At 64.4% G+C, this 19,661-nt stretch carries 22 protein-coding genes and 1 pseudogene; 6 read left to right on the top strand and 17 right to left on the bottom strand.

What is annotated here, in order from left to right:
- Positions 1-585: pseudogene (locus tag EN749_RS11665) on the bottom strand (N-methylproline demethylase); the annotation flags it as partial.
- 101 nt (positions 586-686) lie between these two features.
- On the opposite strand from EN749_RS11665, the gene queF reads away from it, so the two are divergent.
- The gene (queF, locus tag EN749_RS11660; RefSeq protein WP_010915503.1) at positions 687-1,148 is read left to right on the top strand and encodes a preQ(1) synthase; all 462 of its coding nucleotides are present in this window, start codon (positions 687-689) and stop codon (positions 1,146-1,148) included.
- A 9-nt stretch (positions 1,149-1,157) separates the two neighbouring features.
- Here queF and EN749_RS11655 read toward each other — a convergent pair whose 3' ends face one another.
- From EN749_RS11655 to EN749_RS11640, 4 genes are all read right to left on the bottom strand, one after another.
- Positions 1,158-1,769, bottom strand: coding sequence for a hypothetical protein (locus tag EN749_RS11655; protein WP_128363185.1), 612 nt, complete (start codon positions 1,767-1,769; stop codon positions 1,158-1,160).
- Positions 1,770-1,773: 4 nt separating this feature from the next.
- Positions 1,774-2,253, bottom strand: a complete 480-nt coding sequence (locus EN749_RS11650; RefSeq protein WP_127269038.1) for a DUF3828 domain-containing protein — start codon at positions 2,251-2,253, stop codon at positions 1,774-1,776.
- A gap of 96 nt (positions 2,254-2,349) precedes the next feature.
- The gene (locus tag EN749_RS11645) at positions 2,350-3,999 is read right to left on the bottom strand and encodes an ABC transporter substrate-binding protein (RefSeq protein ID WP_128363184.1); all 1,650 of its coding nucleotides are present in this window, start codon (positions 3,997-3,999) and stop codon (positions 2,350-2,352) included.
- A gap of 42 nt (positions 4,000-4,041) precedes the next feature.
- Positions 4,042-5,592 carry a trimethylamine methyltransferase family protein gene (locus EN749_RS11640; RefSeq protein WP_127330649.1) on the bottom strand — a complete coding sequence of 517 codons (1,551 nt, stop codon included), beginning with the start codon at positions 5,590-5,592 and terminating at the stop codon, positions 4,042-4,044.
- Positions 5,593-5,682: 90 nt separating this feature from the next.
- Between EN749_RS11640 and EN749_RS11635 the strand changes: the two genes are divergently transcribed.
- The gene (locus tag EN749_RS11635) at positions 5,683-6,585 is read left to right on the top strand and encodes a LysR substrate-binding domain-containing protein (RefSeq protein ID WP_127408827.1); all 903 of its coding nucleotides are present in this window, start codon (positions 5,683-5,685) and stop codon (positions 6,583-6,585) included.
- Positions 6,586-6,671: 86 nt separating this feature from the next.
- A complete protein-coding gene (mutL, locus tag EN749_RS11630; RefSeq protein WP_128363187.1) occupies positions 6,672-8,546 on the top strand; it encodes a DNA mismatch repair endonuclease MutL in 1,875 nt (624 codons plus the stop codon).
- Positions 8,547-8,572: 26 nt separating this feature from the next.
- On the opposite strand, the gene EN749_RS11625 is transcribed toward mutL, so the two are convergent.
- The 4 genes from EN749_RS11625 to EN749_RS11610 form a co-directional block, all read right to left on the bottom strand.
- On the bottom strand, positions 8,573-8,803 hold the full coding sequence (locus tag EN749_RS11625; RefSeq protein WP_128288676.1) for a hypothetical protein: 231 nt from the start codon (positions 8,801-8,803) through the stop codon (positions 8,573-8,575).
- Between the two features lie 12 nt (positions 8,804-8,815).
- Positions 8,816-9,142: a hypothetical protein gene (locus EN749_RS11620; protein ID WP_128363183.1), complete on the bottom strand. Its 327-nt coding sequence runs from the start codon at positions 9,140-9,142 to the stop codon at positions 8,816-8,818.
- 56 nt (positions 9,143-9,198) lie between these two features.
- A complete protein-coding gene (locus EN749_RS11615) occupies positions 9,199-10,074 on the bottom strand; it encodes an alpha/beta hydrolase (RefSeq protein WP_128363182.1) in 876 nt (291 codons plus the stop codon).
- A gap of 85 nt (positions 10,075-10,159) precedes the next feature.
- The gene (locus tag EN749_RS11610) at positions 10,160-11,053 is read right to left on the bottom strand and encodes a DMT family transporter (RefSeq protein ID WP_128363181.1); all 894 of its coding nucleotides are present in this window, start codon (positions 11,051-11,053) and stop codon (positions 10,160-10,162) included.
- A gap of 112 nt (positions 11,054-11,165) precedes the next feature.
- On the opposite strand from EN749_RS11610, the gene EN749_RS11605 reads away from it, so the two are divergent.
- A complete protein-coding gene (locus EN749_RS11605) occupies positions 11,166-12,071 on the top strand; it encodes a LysR family transcriptional regulator (RefSeq protein ID WP_245491353.1) in 906 nt (301 codons plus the stop codon).
- A 42-nt stretch (positions 12,072-12,113) separates the two neighbouring features.
- On the opposite strand, the gene EN749_RS11600 is transcribed toward EN749_RS11605, so the two are convergent.
- Positions 12,114-12,749 (bottom strand): hypothetical protein, encoded by a 636-nt coding sequence (locus EN749_RS11600; RefSeq protein ID WP_245491351.1) that lies wholly within the window; start codon positions 12,747-12,749, stop codon positions 12,114-12,116.
- A gap of 77 nt (positions 12,750-12,826) precedes the next feature.
- Here EN749_RS11600 and EN749_RS11595 point away from each other — a divergent pair, with 77 nt between their 5' ends.
- Positions 12,827-13,060: a DUF2093 domain-containing protein gene (locus EN749_RS11595; RefSeq protein ID WP_031213688.1), complete on the top strand. Its 234-nt coding sequence runs from the start codon at positions 12,827-12,829 to the stop codon at positions 13,058-13,060.
- Here EN749_RS11595 and lpxK read toward each other — a convergent pair.
- The 6 genes from lpxK to EN749_RS11565 form a co-directional block, all read right to left on the bottom strand.
- On the bottom strand, positions 13,057-14,082 hold the full coding sequence (gene lpxK, locus EN749_RS11590; protein ID WP_127398093.1) for a tetraacyldisaccharide 4'-kinase: 1,026 nt from the start codon (positions 14,080-14,082) through the stop codon (positions 13,057-13,059). The genes EN749_RS11595 and lpxK overlap by 4 nt on opposite strands.
- A 1-nt stretch (position 14,083) precedes the next feature.
- A complete protein-coding gene (gene waaA / locus EN749_RS11585) occupies positions 14,084-15,400 on the bottom strand; it encodes a lipid IV(A) 3-deoxy-D-manno-octulosonic acid transferase (protein WP_027038607.1) in 1,317 nt (438 codons plus the stop codon).
- Positions 15,397-16,188: a lysophospholipid acyltransferase family protein gene (locus EN749_RS11580; protein WP_128363179.1), complete on the bottom strand. Its 792-nt coding sequence runs from the start codon at positions 16,186-16,188 to the stop codon at positions 15,397-15,399. The genes waaA and EN749_RS11580 overlap by 4 nt, the downstream gene beginning before the upstream one ends.
- A 5-nt stretch (positions 16,189-16,193) precedes the next feature.
- Positions 16,194-16,439, bottom strand: a complete 246-nt coding sequence (locus EN749_RS11575) for a DUF4170 domain-containing protein (RefSeq protein ID WP_127257990.1) — start codon at positions 16,437-16,439, stop codon at positions 16,194-16,196.
- 103 nt (positions 16,440-16,542) lie between these two features.
- Entirely contained in the window at positions 16,543-17,346 is an 804-nt protein-coding gene (locus EN749_RS11570; protein WP_128363178.1) for a 3'(2'),5'-bisphosphate nucleotidase CysQ, read from the bottom strand.
- Complete coding sequence (locus tag EN749_RS11565) at positions 17,333-18,676, bottom strand: TldD/PmbA family protein (protein WP_128363177.1); 1,344 nt, start codon at positions 18,674-18,676, stop codon at positions 17,333-17,335. The genes EN749_RS11570 and EN749_RS11565 overlap by 14 nt, the downstream gene beginning before the upstream one ends.
- Positions 18,677-18,842: 166 nt before the next feature.
- Between EN749_RS11565 and EN749_RS11560 the strand changes: the two genes are divergently transcribed.
- Entirely contained in the window at positions 18,843-19,259 is a 417-nt protein-coding gene (locus EN749_RS11560) for a VOC family protein (RefSeq protein ID WP_127266861.1), read from the top strand.
- A 23-nt stretch (positions 19,260-19,282) separates the two neighbouring features.
- On the opposite strand, the gene EN749_RS11555 is transcribed toward EN749_RS11560, so the two are convergent.
- Positions 19,283-19,661 (bottom strand): FAD-dependent oxidoreductase (locus EN749_RS11555; RefSeq protein WP_127379663.1); only part of this gene is annotated, 379 nt, incomplete at its 5' end.

Raw genomic sequence — 19,661 nt, 5'->3', positions numbered from 1 at the left:
GTCCAGCGAGCCGCCGAATTCGTCGTCGCGATGATTGGTGGCTGGCGACCAGAAGCCGTCCATCAGATGGCCGTAGGATTCGAACTCGATGCCGTCGAGGCCGGCGGCCTCGCAGCGCTGGGCGGCTGAAGCATAGTCGGCGACGATGCGCTCGATGTCCCAGTCCTCGATCGTCTTCGGGAATGCGCGATGCGCCGGCTCACGCACCGGCGAGGCCGAGAGCACCGGCAGCCAGTCGGCCTTGTTCCAGCCGGTACGGCGGCCGAGATGGGTGATCTGGATCATCACCTTGCAGTCGTGCTCGTGGCAGGCGTCAGCGAGCTCGGCCAGCCATGGCACGATCCTGTCGTCATAGACGTGCAGATTGCCGAAAGCGGCCGGGCTGTCGCGCGAGACGATCGCCGAGCCGGCGGTCATGGTCAGCGCCATGCCGCCCTTGGCCTTCTCGGCATGGTAGAGCCGGTATCGCTGTTTCGGCATGCCGTCCTCGGAATAGGCCGGCTCATGGCTGGTCGACATGACCCGGTTCTTCAGCGTCAGGTGTTTGAGCTGGTAGGGCTGGAGAAGCGGATCGTTGCTGGTCATCGTCTTCCTGCGGTTTCAAATTGTGCTAATGAGCGGCAAAATTCGTTTTCAAGCATGTCGTCCCGCACGCACTCCGGGCGCATGCGACAAGGATAGCGCCCATGATCGACACCAAAACCCTCACCCAACTCGGCGCGCACGTCGAGACGCCACAAAGCCCCGAAGCAGCGGTCCTGGAGACCGTACCGTTTTCGCGCGGTGACGGACCGCCGGCGATCGTGCGCTTCACCTGCCCGGAATTCACCTCGCTGTGCCCAGTCACCGGCCAGCCGGACTTCGCCCATATCGTCATCGACTACGCACCCGATGCGGCTCTGGTGGAATCGAAGTCGCTCAAGCTGTTCATGACCTCGTTTCGCAACCATGGCGCCTTCCATGAAGACTGCACCGTCATGATCGGCCGCCGCATCGTGGCGGCAACCAAGCCGCTGTGGTTGCGCATAGGCGGCTATTGGTATCCACGCGGCGGCATTCCGATCGATGTGTTCTGGCAAACCGGCGCTCCGCCCGAAGGCGCCTGGCTGCCCGACACCGGGGTAGCGCCTTATCGCGGGCGGGGTTGAGCTCGCTCATCATTCGCACTGATACTGGCTGAGTGCCCATTCGCCGGTCACCGACAGCAGGTCCGTGATCTTCCAGTCGCCGTCGACCCTCTTGAATTTCCATTCCAGCCGGTGCGGGTTGCCCGATATGACGAAGGCGACGATGACCTTGGCCTGGTCGCCGTTGATCGCCTCGAGGGTCTTCAGGCTCTTGTCGATCTCGGCCTTGTCGTAATCGGCATTGTCGAGCGCCATGTTGGGGTCGAGGCACTCGCCCTGCCCCGATTTGCGCAAGGCGTCGCTCTTGTCGAGCACGGTTTTGGCCGGGTCGATGAAATGGCTTCGCTCGGCCGGATCGATCTCCAGTCCGACCTGATCGTAAAACGGCCGCACCACGGCGGTCGGCGAGCCCGGCTGAATCGGTGCGGCGGGCGCGGCTTCGGCTGGCGACCATCCCACCGGCGGCGTGGCCGGTTCCGCCGCTCCGCCCGGCGCATTTGCGGGCGGTGCCCCGCTGTCGCCCGGCTGGGTGCCGGCCGGGGCGTTTGCCGGCGGCGCACCCAACAAGCCTTGCGCGGCGGCCCCGCTCAGAGCCGCCAGCAGGCACACACCCGACAGCGCCAGGAACCGGCGATGGGCCATCGCTTCACTCCGGCGTCTGGCCGGCCATGCATTCCAGCGCGCTGAGCGTCCAGTCGCTGGTCTTGGAAGCGATGTCCGATATCTTCCACTTGCCGTCGATCTTCTTGAGCGACCAGAGCATTTCACGTTTGGAATCATCGCCCTCGGAGAACAGGCTGAAGGATGCCGTGACCTGTGCGTTATCGCCATCCAGCTTCTCAGACAGTTTCAGCGTTTTCGAGACGGTTTTCTGATCGAAATCCTGGGCGTCGAGACCAGGATCGAAATCGATGCAGGCGACCTGGTCCGGGTTCGTCTTCGTTGCCTGGTCGTTCAGCTCGAACAGTTTCGTCACCGGTTCGGTGAACCGATCCCGATATTGTTCGTCGGCCTCGAACTTGACCGCCGGGACATAGAAGAACTTCACCGCGTCGGAAGCCGGTCCGGCGACGGCGGCGCCCGGCAGGGCTATCGAAAGGGCGGCAACGAGCACTGTCAGTCTCATGCAGAATCTCCGGCTTTTGATGGCTTGAGCCTATCAATACCACGCATCCTGCATATCGGCTTTTTTGCGGCTCATGAAGTCCTGCCGCGCCTTGTTTCAGCCGTCCAGCCAGACGTTCTGAAGGTCCATCTCGAATGTCTGGTGGACACCATAGTTCTTCACCTTCTTGTTCTGGTGGCTGTAGAGCTTCTGCCAGAACGGCTGAATAATGACGCCCGAATCCTGCAGGATCTGCTCGACATCCTTCATGACCTCGCGTCGTTTCTCCACGTCGATGAGCGATAGCGCCTGCTTGAGCTTGGCGTCGAAATCGGGGTTGGAATATGCCGATTCATTCCAGGCCTCGCCGGTGCGATAGCCGAGCGCCAGCACCTGGACGCCAAGCGGGCGCATGTACCAGATCGTCATCGAATAGGGATATTTCGTCCAGTCGTTCCAGAAGGTCGAACCCGGCAGCACCGTGCGCTTCACCTTGATTCCGGCATCGCGCAGCTGGCCGGCAATGGCGTCGCCGGTATTCTTCTGCCAATCGTCCTCGATGGTGATCAGCTCATGCTCGAAGTCAGCCTGTCCGGCTTCCGCCATCAGCTTCTTGGCGCCGGCGGCGTCGCGTGTCTTCTTGGGCAGCGGATAGTATTCCGGATGGATCGGGGCAACGTGGTGGTTTTCGCCAGGGGTGCCTCGCCCGGCATAACCAAGTTGGAGGACCGCATTGTTGTCGACGGCCATTTGCAAGGCGTTGCGCACCCGCTTGTCGTCATAAGGCTTGTGGGTGATGTTGGTGCGGGCAACCAGCGTCGTCGCCGTCGCCACCTCCGATTTCACCAGATCCATCTTGTCGAGAATGTCGATGAAGTCGGCGGGCGACTCGAAATTGAGGTCGATCTCACCGGATTCGAACGCGTTCACGGTGGCGTTGAAATCGGTGCCGTAGTCGATGAACTCGACGCTGTCGAGCGGCGCTTCACCACCCCACCATTTGCCATTCTCGCGACGCTTGACGACCGCCTTCTGGCCGACATCGTAGGAGACCAGTTCGAACGGTCCCGTGCCGATCGGCTTCTTGATCGGATCGGCACCGTCGGCATCGAAGTTGCGATGCACGACGAGCGCCGGATAGTCGGTGAAATTCGGGATCAGTGAAACGTCTGGTTCGCTTAGCTTCAGCTTGACCGTGTTGTCGTCGACCTTGGTGATCGCGCCATCCCTGGCCTTGCCGGTCTTTGCGTCGATCAGCGCGCCGACACGGGCGGCCATGGAATTGCCGGCGACATTCTTCTCGCACCAGCGCGTCAGATTGTGAGCGACGTCATCGGCGTTGAAGGCATCGCCATTGTTCCATGTGATGCCCTTGCGCACATGCAGCACGTATTCGGTGGCGTCGTCATTGATATCCCAACTTTCGAGCAGGACCGGCTCGAAGGTGAATTGCCTGGTATAGCGGACAAGCGGCTCCAGCCAGCAGCGCGAAATGTTCGCCAGCTCAACCCAGTCGTAGGTGCGCGGATCCTTCTGCCCCTTCACCGACATCGAGACGCGCAGCGTTCCGCCTTTCTTCGGCTCTTCGGCCAAGGCCCGATCCGGCACGGCAAGGCCGATCATGGCGTAGGCAAGCGCCGTCGATGCGCCGAAGGCGCTTGCCAGCGCCAGGAACTCGCGCCGATCGACACGACCCGCGCGTGCTTCGACCGCCATTGCCTCGATAGCGCTCGGCACGCGATCGCCACTGCTTCTGAAGAATGCCATTTTTTCCTCCCGTCTGGTTCCCTTTGATCTTGGTTCTTCGCGTCAACTGACGCTGTCCGGCAGCCTCTCCTCGCGCCGCGCGATGAAATCCATCAGGCCATCGGCGATGCCTTCGTCGAGCTTCGGCTCCTCGTAATCCGCCAGCATGTTGCGCGCCTTCTCGCGACCGCGCGTGTCGTGGTCCTTCGCCCCTTCTGCCTTCCACTGTTCGTACGAATTGAAGTCCATGATCGAGGGTATGAAGAAGGCCGACTCGAAATGTTCGAGCGTGTGTTTGGTGCCGAGGAAATGGCCCTGCGGCCCGACTTCGCGAACCGCTGCCATCGCTTCCTTGAAATCGTCGAACGGAAGGCCGCCTGCATATTTGTACCAGCCAACCAGCTGTTCGCAGTCCGTAGCGAACTTCGAATAGCCGCAGCTCAGGCCGGCCTCCAGCCACCCGGCGGAGTGCCAGATGTAGTTGGCGCCGGCGAGGATGGCGGCATGCATCAGCATGTTGGCCTCGTAGCCCGCCTGGGCGTCGTTGAGCTTCGATCCGACATGGAAGCCTGAGGTGCGCCACGGCAGTTTGTATTTCCGCGCCAGCGCGCCCATCAGGTACATCATCTGGGCCGCCTCCGGCGTGCCGCCCATCGGAGCGCCGGTCTTCATGTCCACGGTGACCATGAACTGTCCGTAGATCTGTGGCGACCCTGGGCGCAGCAGTTGCGTGAAGGCGACGCCCGCCAGCGCTTCCGCATTGACCTGCGCGACTGCCCCGACGGCCGACGCCGAAGTCGAGGCGCCGCACAGTGCGAAGGGTGCGAGGATCAGCGGCTGGTTGCTTCGGGCATAGACCTTCATCGCGTCCAGCATGGTGGCGTCCCACACCAGCGGCGAATTGCAGTTGGTGATCGACACCAGGACCGGATTGTCGCGGACGTAATCCTCGCCGAACACGATGCCTGCCATCGCCATCGTGTCTTCCGCCCGCTCCTTGGACGTGACGATGCCCATGAACGGCTTGTCGGAATGCTTAAGCGCGGAATGGATGATGTGGAGGTGACGCTTCGGTACCGCGATTTCCATCGGCTCGCAAATGACCGAACTCGATGAATGCAGCGCCGGCGCCATGTAGGCGAGCTTGTGGAAATTGTTGAGGTCCGCGAGCGTGCCGTAGCGCCTGTTGTTGTCGAGGTCACGCACATAGGGCGCGCCATACATCGGCACGAAGATGGTATTGTTGCCGCCCACCCGCACCGTACGCTGCGGATTCCTCGCATTGAGCGTGAACTCCGACGGGACCTTCGATACCAGTTCCATCAGCAGGGCCCGGTCGATCCGCACACGAGTTTCCGAGACATCCGCGCCCGCCGCCTTCCACAGTGCGATAGCCTCGTCGTCGCGGAATTCGCATCCCACCTCTTCGAGGATCAAGAGCGACTCCTCGTGGATCAGCTCGACCGCCTCATCGGGGACCATCTGGTAGACGGGGATCTGGCGGACCAGGGTCGGAAACGACGTTACCGGAGCTCCGCGCAGGGCCTTTCGTCCCAGGCGGCCGCCACTGCGGCGGTTGGCATGTTCGGTCACTTCAGGGGCCGGTGCGTTCATGGCAACTCCATTCCACTCATGAAGGAGCCTAACGCGACAAAATGGTGATGTGACGCTGGAAAATCCTGATCTCTTGTATAAGCTCACCTTATGCGAAGCCTGCGCCACCTCCTGCCCTCGGCCGGCAGCCTGATCGTCTTCGAGGCGGCCGGGCGGCTGTCGAGCTTCACCGCCGCCGGGCGCGAGCTCGGCATGACGCAGGCCGCCGTCTCCTATGCCGTGCGCGGGCTGGAAGAACGGCTTGGCGCCAAGCTGTTCCAGCGCCGCCACCGCCAGGTTCTCCTGACCGAGGCCGGCGAGCGCTTCCATGCCGATGTCTCGCTCGGCCTTTCGCATATTCGCAAATCGGCGGAGGATCTGCGCCTGCAGGCAACCGGCGGTCATGTCACGCTGGCTGCCTCGACCGCGTTCGGCTCGTTCTGGATGATGCCGCGCCTGCAGCAGTTCCGCGACGAACTGCCGGGCATCGACCTGCGTATCCAGACCGCCGACCGCGACCTCGACATCATCGCGGAAGGCATTCCGCTCGGCGTGCGCGGCGGCGCGCCGCGGGACTGGCCGGACTATCACTCGTTGCCGCTGGCCGACGAGGAGATATTTCCCGTCGCCGGCACCAGTTATGCGGCAAAGTTCGGCCTGCCCCAATCCGCTGCCGAACTGGCCACGCACCGCCTCATCCATCTGGAGGAGCCGTATCGCGAGGCGGCCAGCTGGGACGAATGGTTCCAGTCGGCGGGCGCCAATCTCAGCGATACCGCGCGCGGCCTGCGCATCAACGACTACGGCCTGGTGATCCAGGGCGTCATGGAAGGCCAGGGCATCGCGCTCGGCTGGCGGCACCTCGCCGAGCGGCTGCTGGCGTCGGGCTTGCTGGTGCCGGTGACGGATCATGTGCTGAAGACCGGCAAGGCGTTCTATGTCGTCTGGCCGAAGAACCGGGAACTCAGCGACAACGCCCGCAAGGTGCGAGACTGGCTGGCGGAGCAAGCGTGAGGGGCAGCGCCTCCCAGCCAGCCTATCCACTGTTCCGCAACACCGAATCCTTCCGCATCCGTCTCGAATCCGCCTATAGTGCTGCCATGCCCATCCGCCAGCTTTCCGAAACGATGATCAACCAGATCGCCGCCGGCGAAGTCATCGAGCGTCCGGCGAGCGTCGTCAAGGAACTGGTCGAGAATGCGCTCGATGCCGGCGCTTCGCGCGTCGAGATCGTCACAGCCGGCGGCGGACTGAACCTGATCCGCGTCACCGACGACGGCTCTGGCATTCCCGAACGGGAGCTGGCGCTGGCGATCGCACGTCATTGCACCTCCAAGCTCACCGAGGATATCAACGACATCCGCTCGCTGGGCTTCCGCGGCGAAGCGCTGCCGTCGATCGGCTCGGTGTCGCGACTGTCGATCCGCTCGCGCACGGCAGCAAGTGACAGCGCCGCCGAGATCGGCATCGAGGGTGGCCGCGTCCTGCCTGTCAGGCCGGCGGCGGCCAATCGCGGCACCACGGTCGAGGTGCGCGACCTGTTCTTCGCAACGCCGGCCCGATTGAAGTTCATGAAGGGCGAGCGCGCCGAAAGCTCGGCCACCAGCGATGTGGTCAAGCGCATCGCCATCGCCTTCCCCGCCGTGCGCTTCACGCTGGCCGGCTCGGACCGCTCTACGCTGGAATTGCCGGCGGCGGATGACAGCGCGGAAGGCAGCCTGCGCCGTGTCGCCCAGGTGATGGGCACCGACTTTCCCGACAATTCGATTGCCATCGATGCGATGCGCGAAGGCGTGCATCTGACCGGCCACGTGTCGATCCCCTCCTTCACCCGCGGCAACGCGCTGCAGCAATATGCGTATGTGAACGGCCGCCCGGTGCGCGACAAGCTGATCGCCGGCGCCATACGCGGTGCCTATGCCGACGTCCTGCCGCGTGACCGCCATGCGGTGACGGTGCTGTTCCTGACGCTCGACCCGGCCATCGTCGACGTCAATGTCCATCCAGCCAAGGCCGATGTGCGCTTCCGCGATCCCGGCCTTGTGCGCGGATTGATCGTCGGTGCAATTCGACAGGCACTGGCCGATGCCGGCGTCCGCGCCGCCACCACGGGTGCCGCCGGCATGATGGCCGCGTTCCGGCCAGGGGCCGCATCCTACGGCCACGGCGGACCGGCAAACGGCCACCGCAGCTACGACGCGGCCTACCGCGCGTCGGGCACGTCCGGCTTCGATCCCGTCCGGTCGTCGCAGCGGCCGCTCGATATGGGTTTCAAGGGTGCGGGCTTCGAGCAGCGCGGCTTGCGTGAAAACGAGCAAGCGGCTTTCGATGCCGGTCCGCTTGCCAGCGCCGATGCACGCGCAGGGCAGGATGAAGCGGCCGAGACCCTGCTCGGCGCGGTGCTGGGCGCGGCGCGCGCCCAGGTGCATGAGAACTACATCGTCGCCCAGACCAGGGATTCGCTCATCATCGTCGACCAGCATGCGGCGCATGAACGGCTGGTCTACGAGGCGCTGAAGAATGCGCTGCACTCGCGCCCGGTGCCCTCGCAGATGCTGCTTCTGCCCGAGATCATCGACCTGCCGGAAGAGGATGCCGAGCGGCTTGCGCTGCATTCGGAAACGCTGGCCCGCTTCGGTCTCGGCATCGAGCGCTTCGGCCCCGGCGCCGTCGCGGTGCGCGAGACGCCGTCGATGCTGGGCGAGACCAATGTCGGGCAATTGGTGCGCGACCTCGCCGACGAGATCGCCGACAACGACACGGTCGACACGCTGAAGGAGCGGCTGGACAAAATAGCCGCGACCATGGCCTGCCACGGCTCTGTGCGCTCCGGCCGCCTGCTCAAGGCCGAGGAGATGAACGCGCTGCTGCGGCAGATGGAGGCGACGCCCGGTTCGGGCACCTGCAACCACGGCCGCCCAACCTATATCGAACTCAAGCTGGCGGACATCGAACGGCTTTTCGGGCGGCGGTAGCTGCGGACGGATTGCGGGCCATCGCTTCACCGCTCGTAGGTGCCGGTGTTGACCAGCAATGCCGAGACCACCGTTCGCCCGTGGGCGAATGCCGCGCCGGCTCCACGCACCGCTGTTGCCAGAAGCGCGGCGGTCAGCAAATAGCGTGCCGCCGCCAGCAGGAGCGGAGGCACGTCATCGAGACCGAGCTTGATCGCCGCCCAGGTCAGCCCCCAGATCAGCGACATCACCGCGAAGAAGGCGAGGTTGCGAACCACCAGATTCGCCGTTCAGCGCAGTCCTTGATGATCGACAAGTATCCGGTGGATGTCGATCCGCTCCGGCAGCTCGATCAGGAACTCGGCATCGCGGTCCAGATGATGGACTTTGGTCGGTTCGCCTTTGGTAAAGGCGGTCATCGCTTGCATGTCGGCCCAATACGAGATGGTTGTGAACCACGTCTCCTCACCTCGGTCTTCGCGCAGCAATTGGACACCAAGCGCCGTCTTCTCGAGGGGCGGAATACCCTCGGCACGGAGGTATGGCTCATAGGCGTCGGCGATGTCGCGGCGGGTGCGACCGCGCCAGATGCGCGCGATGGTCGGTTTGGTCGGCATGAGGTTCTCCTTCAGTCAGGCGGACGCAAACTGAGCAGGGCAGACGCCGGCTGTGATCAGCCGTGAACACGAGCCAGGAAATCGCGGACCAGCGGCAGCGCGTCGTCGAAATGTGTCTCCAGCAGCCAGTGACCCGCCCCCTCGATCAGATGCAGTTCCGCATCGGGCAGATCGCGATGATAGGCCTGCGCCGACGCCGCGGGCATATAGCCGTCCTCTGGCCCCCAAACGATCAGCGTCGGCGGATGGTTTTCACGCAAATAAGCCTGGTAGCGCGGAAACCAGGTGAGATTGGCTTCCAGCTTCTCCATCAGACCGACGGCGATCTGCCGACGAACCGGCGTGTTCATCAATGGCCAGTGAAGGCTCCAGAGATCGGGCGGCACGCGCGTGGCGACGTCGTCAGACACTTCCCCGATGAACTCGGCCCGGAACCCGTCCTCACTTATCGCGGCCTCGAGCGGACGGTGCTTGTCGGGCGTCTTGTCGGTCCACCAAGCCTTGATCGTGGCGTATTTCGGACCAAGCACGTCCTCGTAGATGTCGCCGTTCTGGATGATCAGGGCACTGATCCGCTCGGGGTGCGAGATCGAATACCGGAGTCCTATCTGCGAGCCGTAATCATGCAGCCACAAGGCGTAGCGTTCGAGACCGAATTCATCGGCAAGTTTGGAAAGCACGTCGCAATAGGCGTCGAAATCATAGCCAAAGGCGGCCGGATCGGGCGTGCCACTGTATCCGAAGCCCGGCCAGTCGAATGCAATCGTTCGCCAGCGGTCGGCGAGCGCCGGCATCAGTCGGCGGAATTGGAACGAAGAGCAGGGATAGCCGTGCGGCAACAGCAAGACAGGTGCTTCTGGCGGCCCTGCCTCGCGATAGAAAATGGATAGATCACCCAGTTGCATGCGTCGGTGCGTCGTTGCACCCGGCATTCGGACCTCCGTCGAATAAACACGGGCTAAACGCGTTTGACCGAGGCATCGTTCCCGAATGAGGGAAGCGGACGGCCGGCAATATTCATCTCTTCAAATTCACCACGATGACACCGCCCAGCGCCAGCGCGCCGCCGATTATGCCGAGCAGCGTCGGGACTTCGCCCAGCCAGAAGAAGCCGATCAGCGCGGACATCGGCGAGACCAGATAGAGGAAGTTGGAGGCACGTGCGGCGGGCAGACGCGACAGTGCGGTCGCCCAGGCGGCATAGGCGATCAGGCTGGGCACGATGCCAAGAAAGATGACGGCGCCGAGGCCTGCTGCGTCGGCAACCGCCGCCTGCGAAAAGGCCGACGGCAGGAAGGGCGCCAGGCATAGTGCGCCGAGCACCATGTTCGAAGCGGAGATGGTCAACGGATGATGGCGGGCAAACAGCGGCTTCTGGACGATGGTGTTGACGGCCGAGCACAAGGCCGAACCAAGCACCAGAAGAGCACCGGTGTTAAAAGACAGTCCATTCCCGTCGGCCATGGCGATGACGCCAATGCCGGCGAAGGAAATCACCGTGCCGGCCCAGGCCATGCCCGAAAAGCGCTCGCCCAGCAGGACCATCGCCATGATGGCGGTGAAGATCGGGCTGACATTGATGATGAAGCCGGCGGCACCGGCAGAGACGGTCAGTTCGCCGAAATTGAGCATGACGGTGTAGAGCGCGACGAAGATGGCGCCGCCAAAGACCAGGCGCCACACTTCGTCGAGCCTTGGCAGCGCCGGGCGCTTGACGGCCAGGAAGATCGCCGCCGGCACGGCGGCGATGGCAAAGCGCAATGCGCCGAGTTCCAGCGGTCCGAAGGCAGCGAGACCGGCGCGGATCGCCGGAAAGGCGGAGGCCCAACCAACCACCGTCAGCGCGACAGCAATGGCTGCCGTGGTGTCCATCCGCTGTGTCGAATTCAACGTGCCCGTCATTGCGTTCATCTCACTGCCCTCGCATTCTTCGGTCCTGAAAGGCAGAAAACGCCATTTCAGGCCAGTTGACAAACGACCAAATCGAGGATCACCTGTGACTATGGATCACAGCTCGGACACAATGGTACCGCTCGAAACACTGCGCGCCTTCGATGCGGCGGCGCGAACAGGCAGCTTTTCGGCGGCCGCCGAAAAGCTCAACATCACCCATGGCGCCGTGAGCCGGCAGATCGCCAAGCTCGAGGACTGGCTGGGATTGAAAGTCTTCGACCGTGGGGCGCGCGGCGTCTCGCTGACGATCGAGGGCAACCGGCTGCATCTGCGCACGGCGGAAGCCTTTGCGCTGATATCGACCCATTCCGACCGCTGGGTCGAGCCGCGTGGCACGGCGGTGGTGCGGCTGACCTCGATCCCCTCGGTCAGCGGGCTGTGGCTGATGCCGCGCATGGCGGCTCTGGAGAACAATCCCTCGAAGCTGCGCATCGTGCTCGATGTCGACATCCGCCAGGCCGACCTTGCCGATGAGGGCATCGATATCTCCATCCGCTGTGGACGCGGCGGCATTCCGGGCCGCGTCTCGGTGCAGCTTTTCGAGGAACATGTCTTCCCCGTCGCGTCACCCGAGCTTGCCCGCGAGATCGGCCGCGGCGACCCTGCCCGGCTGCTCAAATATCCGCTGATCAACGATTCCGACGCGTCTGCCTGGCGCGCCTGGTTTGCCGCGCAAGGCATGGATTATCGCCCGCGCCCGCAGGACCGTCGCTTCGAGGACTACAATCTGGTGCTCGACGCCGCCGCCTATGGGCTCGGCATCGCGCTGGCACGCCCGCCCCTGACCGGGCATCAATTGCAATCGGGCCGCATCACCCCCGTCGATGAGCGCACCGCGCTCAATCCGGTGTCCTACTGGCTCGACCGGCCGATCGGGCGGCCGCGTGCCGCATCCGCCGACCTCGCCCGCCGCATCGCGGCGGAGGCCGGGCTGGCGCCGGAAAAGATCGAGGCGTTCATCGAAGCCGAGCGGTAGGCCTTCCGCCGGGCACATATCGAGGACCAGCCGATTCGAAGCTCAGCGCAGCAACAACAGAACGAACCCAAGGATCACGGTTCCCAGCAAACCGGCCATTATCGAAACAAAGCCAATTTTCACCAGCAACTGCTCAGGGTTCGGCGCCGCACCATGGGATTGATTGGCCGGCCTGTGCCTGCCCGCCAATGCACCCAGAGCGGCAGCGTTGCGCGGGACTGGAGCCTGCGGCGGGATAAGCGACAGCAATGACAGCCCCGTAACCCTGGCAGGGGTATTGTCATTGGCCGTTGTCGAAGGCGGCAAGAAGGCTCGCGGCGTTTCGGCTTCGGGTTTTGCCTTTCTCGCCGCGATCGTTGCCAACGCCGCCTCTTCGCCCGTCTCAAGCTGGGCAAGATAGGCATCGACGATGCCAGACGATGCGATCTGCTGCGATTTGACGTCCATTGGCGCGGCAGGCAAAGTCAACAGCACGGGCGCTGTCTGTTGCGCAAGCAGAGACGGCGCCGGCGGTTGGACCAGCGGCTTGACCAGTGCCGTCATGACTGGATCGGCCTGCCCCGAGGGCACGGCCTGCGGCGTCATCACTTCCCTGAGCAAGGCGGGAAGACGAGTGGAGGAAATGTCCATTGCGGCCCACCAACACCATTTTTCCGCCTCACAATAAGCGTTCAGCATTGTCTCAGGCTTGTCGCATGCTTGACCTCGCCGGGAATTTATGGCGATGAAATCCTCATGAACCCTGGCGTCCCCGCATGATGAACCGTTTCGAAGGCCCCGGCGGCAAGGAAGCCCGCATCCGCTATCTGGATGGCGACTTCCAGGTTACCAGTCCCGGCGCGTTCGTGCGTTGCGCGGTGACAGGCGAAAGCATTCCGCTCGACGAGTTGAAATACTGGAGCGTCGCCAGGCAGGAGCCCTACATCAGCGCCACCGCCTCGCTGCGCCGCGAAATCGAGATGCATCCGGAGCTGCGTAAACGCGGTTAACCCTTCAGCTTGCGCTGGCGCCAGGCATCGAGCGTCTCGTCGATGATGCGCTCGGGAACGTGATCGAGTTCGAAGACAGTGTCGATCTCCAGCACCTCGAGCCGGTCGAGAAAGTCCTGTGAGGCGCCGTGGCGCAGTCGGGCGGCGTCCTTGGCGGTGGTGATGAGCACCAGCCCTTCGGCGCGTGCGGTCGCCACCAACTCGGCAAGTTCGTCCTCGGCATAGAAATGATGGTCCGGAAACGGCCGCGTCAATGCCAGCTCGCCGCCGGCTTCGCGCACCGTGTCGAAGAATTTCTCGGGATGGCCGATACCGGCGAAGGCGAGGAACCGCTTGCCGGCAAGCCCTGCCTTGCCGCTTGGCTCTGTATGGGCCTCGAAGATCGGCCGGCCGGCGCGTGCCGCCTGGCGGACCACGCTGTCGGCGGCAGTGCCCTCGCCCATTTTCAACAGCCCGCTGGTGAAGACCAACTGGTCGACGATTTTGGCCCTGAGCGGCCCGCCCGGAATGACGCGGCCATTGCCGATCCCATAGCGCGCGTCGACGACGACCAGCGCGTAGTCGATGTGGATGCGGGCGCTCTGGAAGCCATCATCCATGATCAGGAAATCGCAGCCATGCCGTTCCAGCAGCAGCCGGGCGCCGGCGGCGCGGTTCGGCGTCACCGCCACCGGCGCGTGTTCGGCGAGCAGCAGCGGTTCGTCACCGACATGCCTGGCACTGTCATGGTCGATATCGACCACGTGAGGCTCGGCGAACGAGCCGCCATGGCCGCGCGACAGGAAGCCTGGTTTCAGATGCATTCGCTTCGCCTGCTCGGCGAGCGCGATGGCCACCGGTGTCTTGCCGGTGCCGCCAACCGTGAAATTGCCGATGCACAGAACGGGTGCTTCGATCTTCTCGCGCTTGGCCCGCCGCATGCCGCGGCCGGCGGCGGCGGCATAGATGGCCGATAGCGGCGACAGTGCCAGGACCCGCCAGTCCGGCTCTTCCCACCAGAATGGTGGTGCTTCAGAGGCCACGCTAGCGACCGTTCGCGCCCTTCAGGCGCGACTTGACGACCAGCGGCTGGATATAGGGCTCAAGCGATTTCAGCGTGCGCGCCAGCGCGCCACGCATCTCGTCGACGGTCGCCACACCCGCCGCCATCATCTCGTGGCGCGCCACTTCGTTGGTCAGGAGGAAATTGACGGCGCCGGCCAGCATGTCGCGATCGCGCACCAGCTTGGCGCCGCCGCTGTCGAGGAGACGCTGGTAGGCCTCGCGAAAATTCTGAACATTGCGCCCGGCGAGAACCGCGGTGTCGAGCATGGCCGGTTCCAGCGGGTTCTGGCCACCCTCGGAGGTCAGCGAGCGGCCGACGAAGGCGATTTCGGTCAGCCGGAGATAGAGTCCCATCTCGCCGATCGTGTCGCCGAGCAATATATCCGTGTCGGCGGCTATCCTGTCGCCCTTGCTTCGCCGCGCGACCTTCAGGCCCATGCCGGAAATCTGCGCCGCAAGCGCCTCGCCGCGATCGGGATGACGCGGAACGACGATCGTCAGAAGACCATGGTGGCGTTTGTGCAGCGTCGCGTGGACTTCAGCCGCGACCACTTCCTCGCCGTCATGGGTCGAGATCGCCGCCCAGGTCGGGCGCGTGCCTATCTGCCGCCGCAGCGTCGCCAGCGCCCGTTCGTCGACGGGCGGCGGCGAGGTATCGACCTTGAGATTGCCCGACACGGTGACCGGCCGGGCGCCGAGCGCCAGAAACCGCTCGCCATCGACATCCGACTGCGCCACGACGTGAGCCAGGTTCTCGAACAACGCCTCGGCGATGTTGGCCCGTTTCTTCCACGACTTGAACGAGCGGTCGGAGAGCCTGCCATTGACCAGCACCTGCGGCACGCGGCGCGCGCCAAGCTCGAGGATGGTCATCGGCCAGATCTCGGATTCGGCGATGATCGCCAGATCCGGCTGCCAGTGATCGAGGAACCGGCTGACCGCCGGCTTGAGATCGAGCGGTACGTATTGGTGGATGATCCGATCACCGAGACGCTCGTCGGCGACCTGCGCCGAGGTGACCGTGCCGGTCGTCAGCACGATGTTGACGCCATAGTCGAGGATGCTTTCGACCAACGGCACGACGGCTATGGTCTCACCGACGCTCGCCGCATGGATCCAGATCACCGGCCCGTCGGGGCGCGCGCGGCCGGCGACGCCATAGCGCTCGCGGCGGCGGTAGCGGTCTTCCTTGCCGCGCGAGGTGCGCCAGGCCACATAGGGCCCGACCAGCGGATAGGCGGCCGCACCCGCGAAACGGTATGCCGACAGCATGGCTCGCGCCCAGCGGCCGCTCATCGCGGGGCATCCACGAGACGGTAGGCCTCGGCGGTCGCGGCATTGAGCGCGGTCGTCACTTCCTGGCGCTTGCGCTCCATTTCGGCCTCATCGGCGCCGGCCGCCACGAAGATCGGCTGACCGATGACGATCGACGAACGGCCGAACGGCAGGTTGATGGTGGTCTTGTCCCAGCTCTTCTCCAGCACCTTGCGACGGCTGGTGGTGATGGCGACAGGCACAAGCGGCCGGCCCGAGAGGCGAGCCAGGAGAACGATGCCAAGCCCTGCGTCTCTCGGCGTGCCGTGCGGAATATCTGCGATCATGGCGACGTTCTTGCCGACGGCGAGCGACTTTTTCAGGGCGATAAGCGCTTTTGCCCCACCTTTGTCGAGGTGCCTGGCATTTTCCCGCCCGCCGGAGCCGCGCACCGCCTCGATGCCGAATTTTTCCAGCATCAGCGCGTTGAGCTCGGCATCGGCGCTGCGCGAAACCATGGCGACCAGCGGCTTGCGCTTGGGGTAATAGGCCGGCGTCATCAGATGCTGGCCGTGCCACAAGGCGATGATGCCAGGCTCGAACTCGGTATAGGCACCGCCCGAAAACCGTGCCGATCCCTCGACGACGCGATTGGTGAGGCGCACGAAGCGCACGAACTGGGCGAACAGGCTGGCGATGGCGTTCTTGACGAATCGCGACTGCGCCAGCGGTTGGCGAATCTTGCGCCAGAAGGCCTTGGTCGTGCGGCTGCGTCCCCTGCCCGTGGGCGCGGCATCGTTTGCTGGCCCTTTCGCCAGGTCATGCTCCATCGAAGTCAACCGGCAGCCTTGTTGTCGGGGTCCAGTAGCCGGTGCAGATGAACGACGAAATAACGCATGTGGGCGTTGTCCACGCTGGCTTGCGCCTTGGCTTTCCACGCCGTGTGCGCGGATTGATAGTCGGGATAGATGCCGACGATGTCGAGGCCCTCGAGATCGCGGAATTCGGTGCCGCCAAGCTTCTTCAGTTCGCCACCGAACACCAGATGCAAAAGCTGTTTCTTTCCGTCTTCCGCGGCCATGTCGGTCCTTCACATATCGTGAGTTTGTGACAGGTCTAGACCAAAGCCGCCGACTTTGGAACCTTTAGGGCCAGATGAATTCATCTCGCCCGGGAAAACGCTTTCACGCGTCCAGACCGGCGATGACGCCGGCGAGCACGGCCAGCAATTCACCGCTGCCGGCAGCGAGGGCCCCGTGACGAGTCACCTCGCCGGCATAAAGTGGAGCACGGCCATGCTGGTCGAGCAGCTGGCCGCCGGCCTCGCGCAGGATGAGGTCGGCCGCCGCGATATCCCAGTCATGCGCGTTCGGCTTGACGAAAGTGGCATCCAGCACGCCATTGGCGATCATCGCCAGCCGATAGGCGAGCGAAGGGCTGTAGGGCGCCCGCTTCAGCCGCGCCTGCCATTCGGCCGGCATCAGGTCGGTCAACTGCTTCAGCCCGGAAATCTCGGCCGTATCCGCCAGCTTGCGAACCGCAATGCGCTTGCCGTTGCGGAAGGCGCCCTGGCCGGGCAGCGCCCAATAGGTCTCCTCCATCGCCGGGCATTCCAGCACGCCGGCCAGCGTGCGGCCATGCTCGACGACGGCAACGCTGACACACCAGGTGCGCTGGCCTTCCAGAAAACCGCGCGTTCCGTCGATCGGGTCGACGACGAAGGTGCGGCGTGCCGAAAGCCGGACCGGATCGTCGACGGTCTCTTCCGACAGCCAGCCATAATCCGGTCGCGCCGCCAGCAGCGTTTCGCGCAGGTAGGCGTCGGCGGCATGGTCGGCCTCGCTGACCGGCGATGTGCCGCCCTTCATCCAGACTTGCGGGCTGTTGCCGAAGTAGCGCATGGCGATGAGCCCCGCCTCGCGGGCGGCATCGCGCAGCAGCGGCAGGTCTTCGGTGGCCCCGGCAGTGGTCAGGTCATGCTCCGGCAAGGGTCATGCCTTCGATCAGGAGCGTTGGGGCGGCGGTGCCGAAATTGCGGTCGAGATCATCAGCCGGCACCATGTTGAGGAACATCGTCTTCAGGTTCGAGGCGATGGTGACCTCGGCGACCGGATAAGCCAATTCACCGTTCTCGATCCAGAAACCCGAGGCGCCACGGCTGTATTCGCCGGTGATCATGTCGACGCCCTGGCCGAACACCTCGGTGACGTAGAAGCCGCTCTTGAGCGATTTGATCAGCTCTTCCGGCGACCGCTCGCCCGGTTCGATGGCGAGATTGGTGGAGGATGGCGTCACGGAGGAGCCGCCGCGCGCGCCGCGGCCGTTGGTGACGAGGCCCAATTCCCTTGCAGCCGAGGTCGACAGGAACCAGTGGTTGAGCACGCCCTTCTCGACCATCAACAGCTTTTCGCCTTCGACGCCTTCGCCATCGAACGGACGCGAGGCCTGGCCACGCCGCCGGAGCGGCTCGTCGGTGACGGTGATGGCGGATGCGGCCACCTGCTTGCCCATCATGTCGCGCAGGAACGAGGTCTTGCGCGCCACCGAGGCGCCGTTGATGGCGCCGGCAAGATGGCCGGCAATGCCGCGCGCGACGCGTGGGTCGAACACCACGTCGACCGGCCCGGTCGCCGCCTTGCGCGCGCCGATGCGGCGCACCGCGCGTTCACCGGCCTTGCGGCCGATGTCCTCGGGCGCGTCGAGATCGGCAAAGTGCTGGCGCGATGAGAATTCATAGTCGCGCTCCATGCCGGTGCCCTCGCCGGCGATGACGCTGGCCGAGCGCGAGAACCGCGAGCCGACATAGTGGCCGAGGAAGCCGTGCGAGGTGGCCAGCACCAGGCCGCCGAGGCCGGCACCGGCGCTGGCGCCGGCCGAATTGGTCACGCCCTTGACGCCAAGCGCTGCCGCCTCCGCCGCCAATGCGGCTTCCTTCAACTGGTCGGCGGACACCTCGGTGGCGTCGAACAGATCGAGATCGCGTGTCTGTTTGGCCAGCAATGCCGGGTCGGCCAACCCCTGATAGGGATCCTCAGGCGAGACTCTCGCCATGGAAACAGCGCGTTCGGCCAGCGTTTTCGGGTCGGACGCCGCTGTCGCCGAGACACTCGCCACGCGGCCGCCGACGAAAACACGCAGCGCCACATCCTCGCTCTCGGAGGCTTCCGTAGCCTCGACCTTGCCGAGACGCACCGACACGCCGGTCGAGCGGCCGCGCACGGCCACCGCGTCGGCGGCATCGGCGCCGGCCTTTTTGGCAGCCTCGACCAGAGCCGCGACGCGGTCGGTCAATTTTGCTGCGTCTGATATATCGGTCATGCCTGAAATCCTGCTGGTGCGGCCGGTGTGCGGCCGTTGCCCACCCATCTATTGTTCCGGTCCGGCTTGTGCAATGGCATAGGCTTCAATCAAAATGCAGGGTGGGCGGTTCAAATCGCGAACCCTGTCACGCAAAATCGGTTCGCAGCCTGCACGGAGCATTTCGATGACGCCTTTCCATCTCGCCTTCCCGGTCCGTGATCTCGATGAAACCCGCGTTTTCTATGGCGAGGTGCTGGGCTGTGCGATCGGCCGTTCATCCGCGACCTGGGTCGATTTCGACCTCTACGGCCACCAGATGTCGGCGCATCTGCGTCCGCAGGCCGCACAGGCCCCCAGTGACGGCAGGGTCGACGGCATTGTCGTGCCGATTCCGCATTTCGGCGCGGTGCTGCTGATGGACGACTGGCAGCGCCTGGCGACGCGGCTGGAGGCGCGCGACGACATCGACTGGCTGGAACGGCCGATGGTGCGTTTCAAGGGCGAACCCGGCGAACAGGCAACGCTGTTCATCCGCGACCCCTCGGGCAATGCCCTGGAATTCAAGGGTTTTCGCTCGCTGGAGCAGGTTTTCGCGCACTAACTCAGATCGAGGGCATCGGTCGATCAACGGCCGAAACGGCCCGCCGCGAAAGGTGCGAGCCGAGCCGGATCGCCGCGTCCGCCGATCAAGTCGGCGACCAGCCGCGCGGTGATCGGAGCCAGCGTCAGGCCGAGATGGCCGTGCCCGAAAGCATGAATTACGCGGGAGCTGCCGCGCGAAGCGCCGATGACCGGCCTGGAATCCGGCAGGGACGGCCGGAAGCCGAGCCATTGCGAGGCAGGCGAGCCGAGCCTGGGAAAAATTTGCCTGGCGCCACGGTCAAGCAGCGCCAGCCGGCGCGGATTTGGCGGCGCGACCAGGCCGCCGAGTTCGACGGTGCCGGCGACCCGCAAGCGGCCAGCCATCGGCGTCAGGTAGAAACCAAGATCGACGGGACAGACA

This window comes from Mesorhizobium sp. M7A.F.Ca.ET.027.02.1.1 (assembly GCF_004022985.1).
Taxonomy (GTDB): Bacteria; Pseudomonadota; Alphaproteobacteria; order Rhizobiales; family Rhizobiaceae; genus Mesorhizobium.
Note: the sequence above shows the minus strand (reverse complement) of the source record. Positions and strands in the feature narration are given on the sequence as shown.

Excerpts from the sequence above, each read along its gene's own strand:
- queF (WP_010915503.1), top strand. The coding sequence starts at position 687 with ATGATCGACACCAAAACCCTCACCCAACTCGGCGCGCACGTCGAGACG.
- mutL (WP_128363187.1), top strand. The coding sequence starts at position 6,672 with ATGCCCATCCGCCAGCTTTCCGAAACGATGATCAACCAGATCGCCGCC.
- EN749_RS11645 (WP_128363184.1), bottom strand. The coding sequence starts at position 3,999 with ATGGCATTCTTCAGAAGCAGTGGCGATCGCGTGCCGAGCGCTATCGAG.
- EN749_RS11610 (WP_128363181.1), bottom strand. The coding sequence starts at position 11,053 with ATGAACGCAATGACGGGCACGTTGAATTCGACACAGCGGATGGACACC.
- EN749_RS11615 (WP_128363182.1), bottom strand. The coding sequence starts at position 10,074 with ATGCCGGGTGCAACGACGCACCGACGCATGCAACTGGGTGATCTATCC.
- EN749_RS11580 (WP_128363179.1), bottom strand. The coding sequence starts at position 16,188 with ATGGAGCATGACCTGGCGAAAGGGCCAGCAAACGATGCCGCGCCCACG.
- EN749_RS11605 (WP_245491353.1), top strand. The coding sequence starts at position 11,166 with ATGGTACCGCTCGAAACACTGCGCGCCTTCGATGCGGCGGCGCGAACA.
- EN749_RS11655 (WP_128363185.1), bottom strand. The coding sequence starts at position 1,769 with ATGGCCCATCGCCGGTTCCTGGCGCTGTCGGGTGTGTGCCTGCTGGCG.
- EN749_RS11575 (WP_127257990.1), bottom strand. The coding sequence starts at position 16,439 with ATGGCCGCGGAAGACGGAAAGAAACAGCTTTTGCATCTGGTGTTCGGT.
- EN749_RS11650 (WP_127269038.1), bottom strand. The coding sequence starts at position 2,253 with ATGAGACTGACAGTGCTCGTTGCCGCCCTTTCGATAGCCCTGCCGGGC.
- EN749_RS11640 (WP_127330649.1), bottom strand. The coding sequence starts at position 5,592 with ATGAACGCACCGGCCCCTGAAGTGACCGAACATGCCAACCGCCGCAGT.
- EN749_RS11600 (WP_245491351.1), bottom strand. The coding sequence starts at position 12,749 with ATGCTGAACGCTTATTGTGAGGCGGAAAAATGGTGTTGGTGGGCCGCA.
- EN749_RS11595 (WP_031213688.1), top strand. The coding sequence starts at position 12,827 with ATGATGAACCGTTTCGAAGGCCCCGGCGGCAAGGAAGCCCGCATCCGC.
- EN749_RS11565 (WP_128363177.1), bottom strand. The coding sequence starts at position 18,676 with ATGACCGATATATCAGACGCAGCAAAATTGACCGACCGCGTCGCGGCT.
- EN749_RS11635 (WP_127408827.1), top strand. The coding sequence starts at position 5,683 with ATGCGAAGCCTGCGCCACCTCCTGCCCTCGGCCGGCAGCCTGATCGTC.
- waaA (WP_027038607.1), bottom strand. The coding sequence starts at position 15,400 with ATGAGCGGCCGCTGGGCGCGAGCCATGCTGTCGGCATACCGTTTCGCG.
- EN749_RS11560 (WP_127266861.1), top strand. The coding sequence starts at position 18,843 with ATGACGCCTTTCCATCTCGCCTTCCCGGTCCGTGATCTCGATGAAACC.
- EN749_RS11620 (WP_128363183.1), bottom strand. The coding sequence starts at position 9,142 with ATGCCGACCAAACCGACCATCGCGCGCATCTGGCGCGGTCGCACCCGC.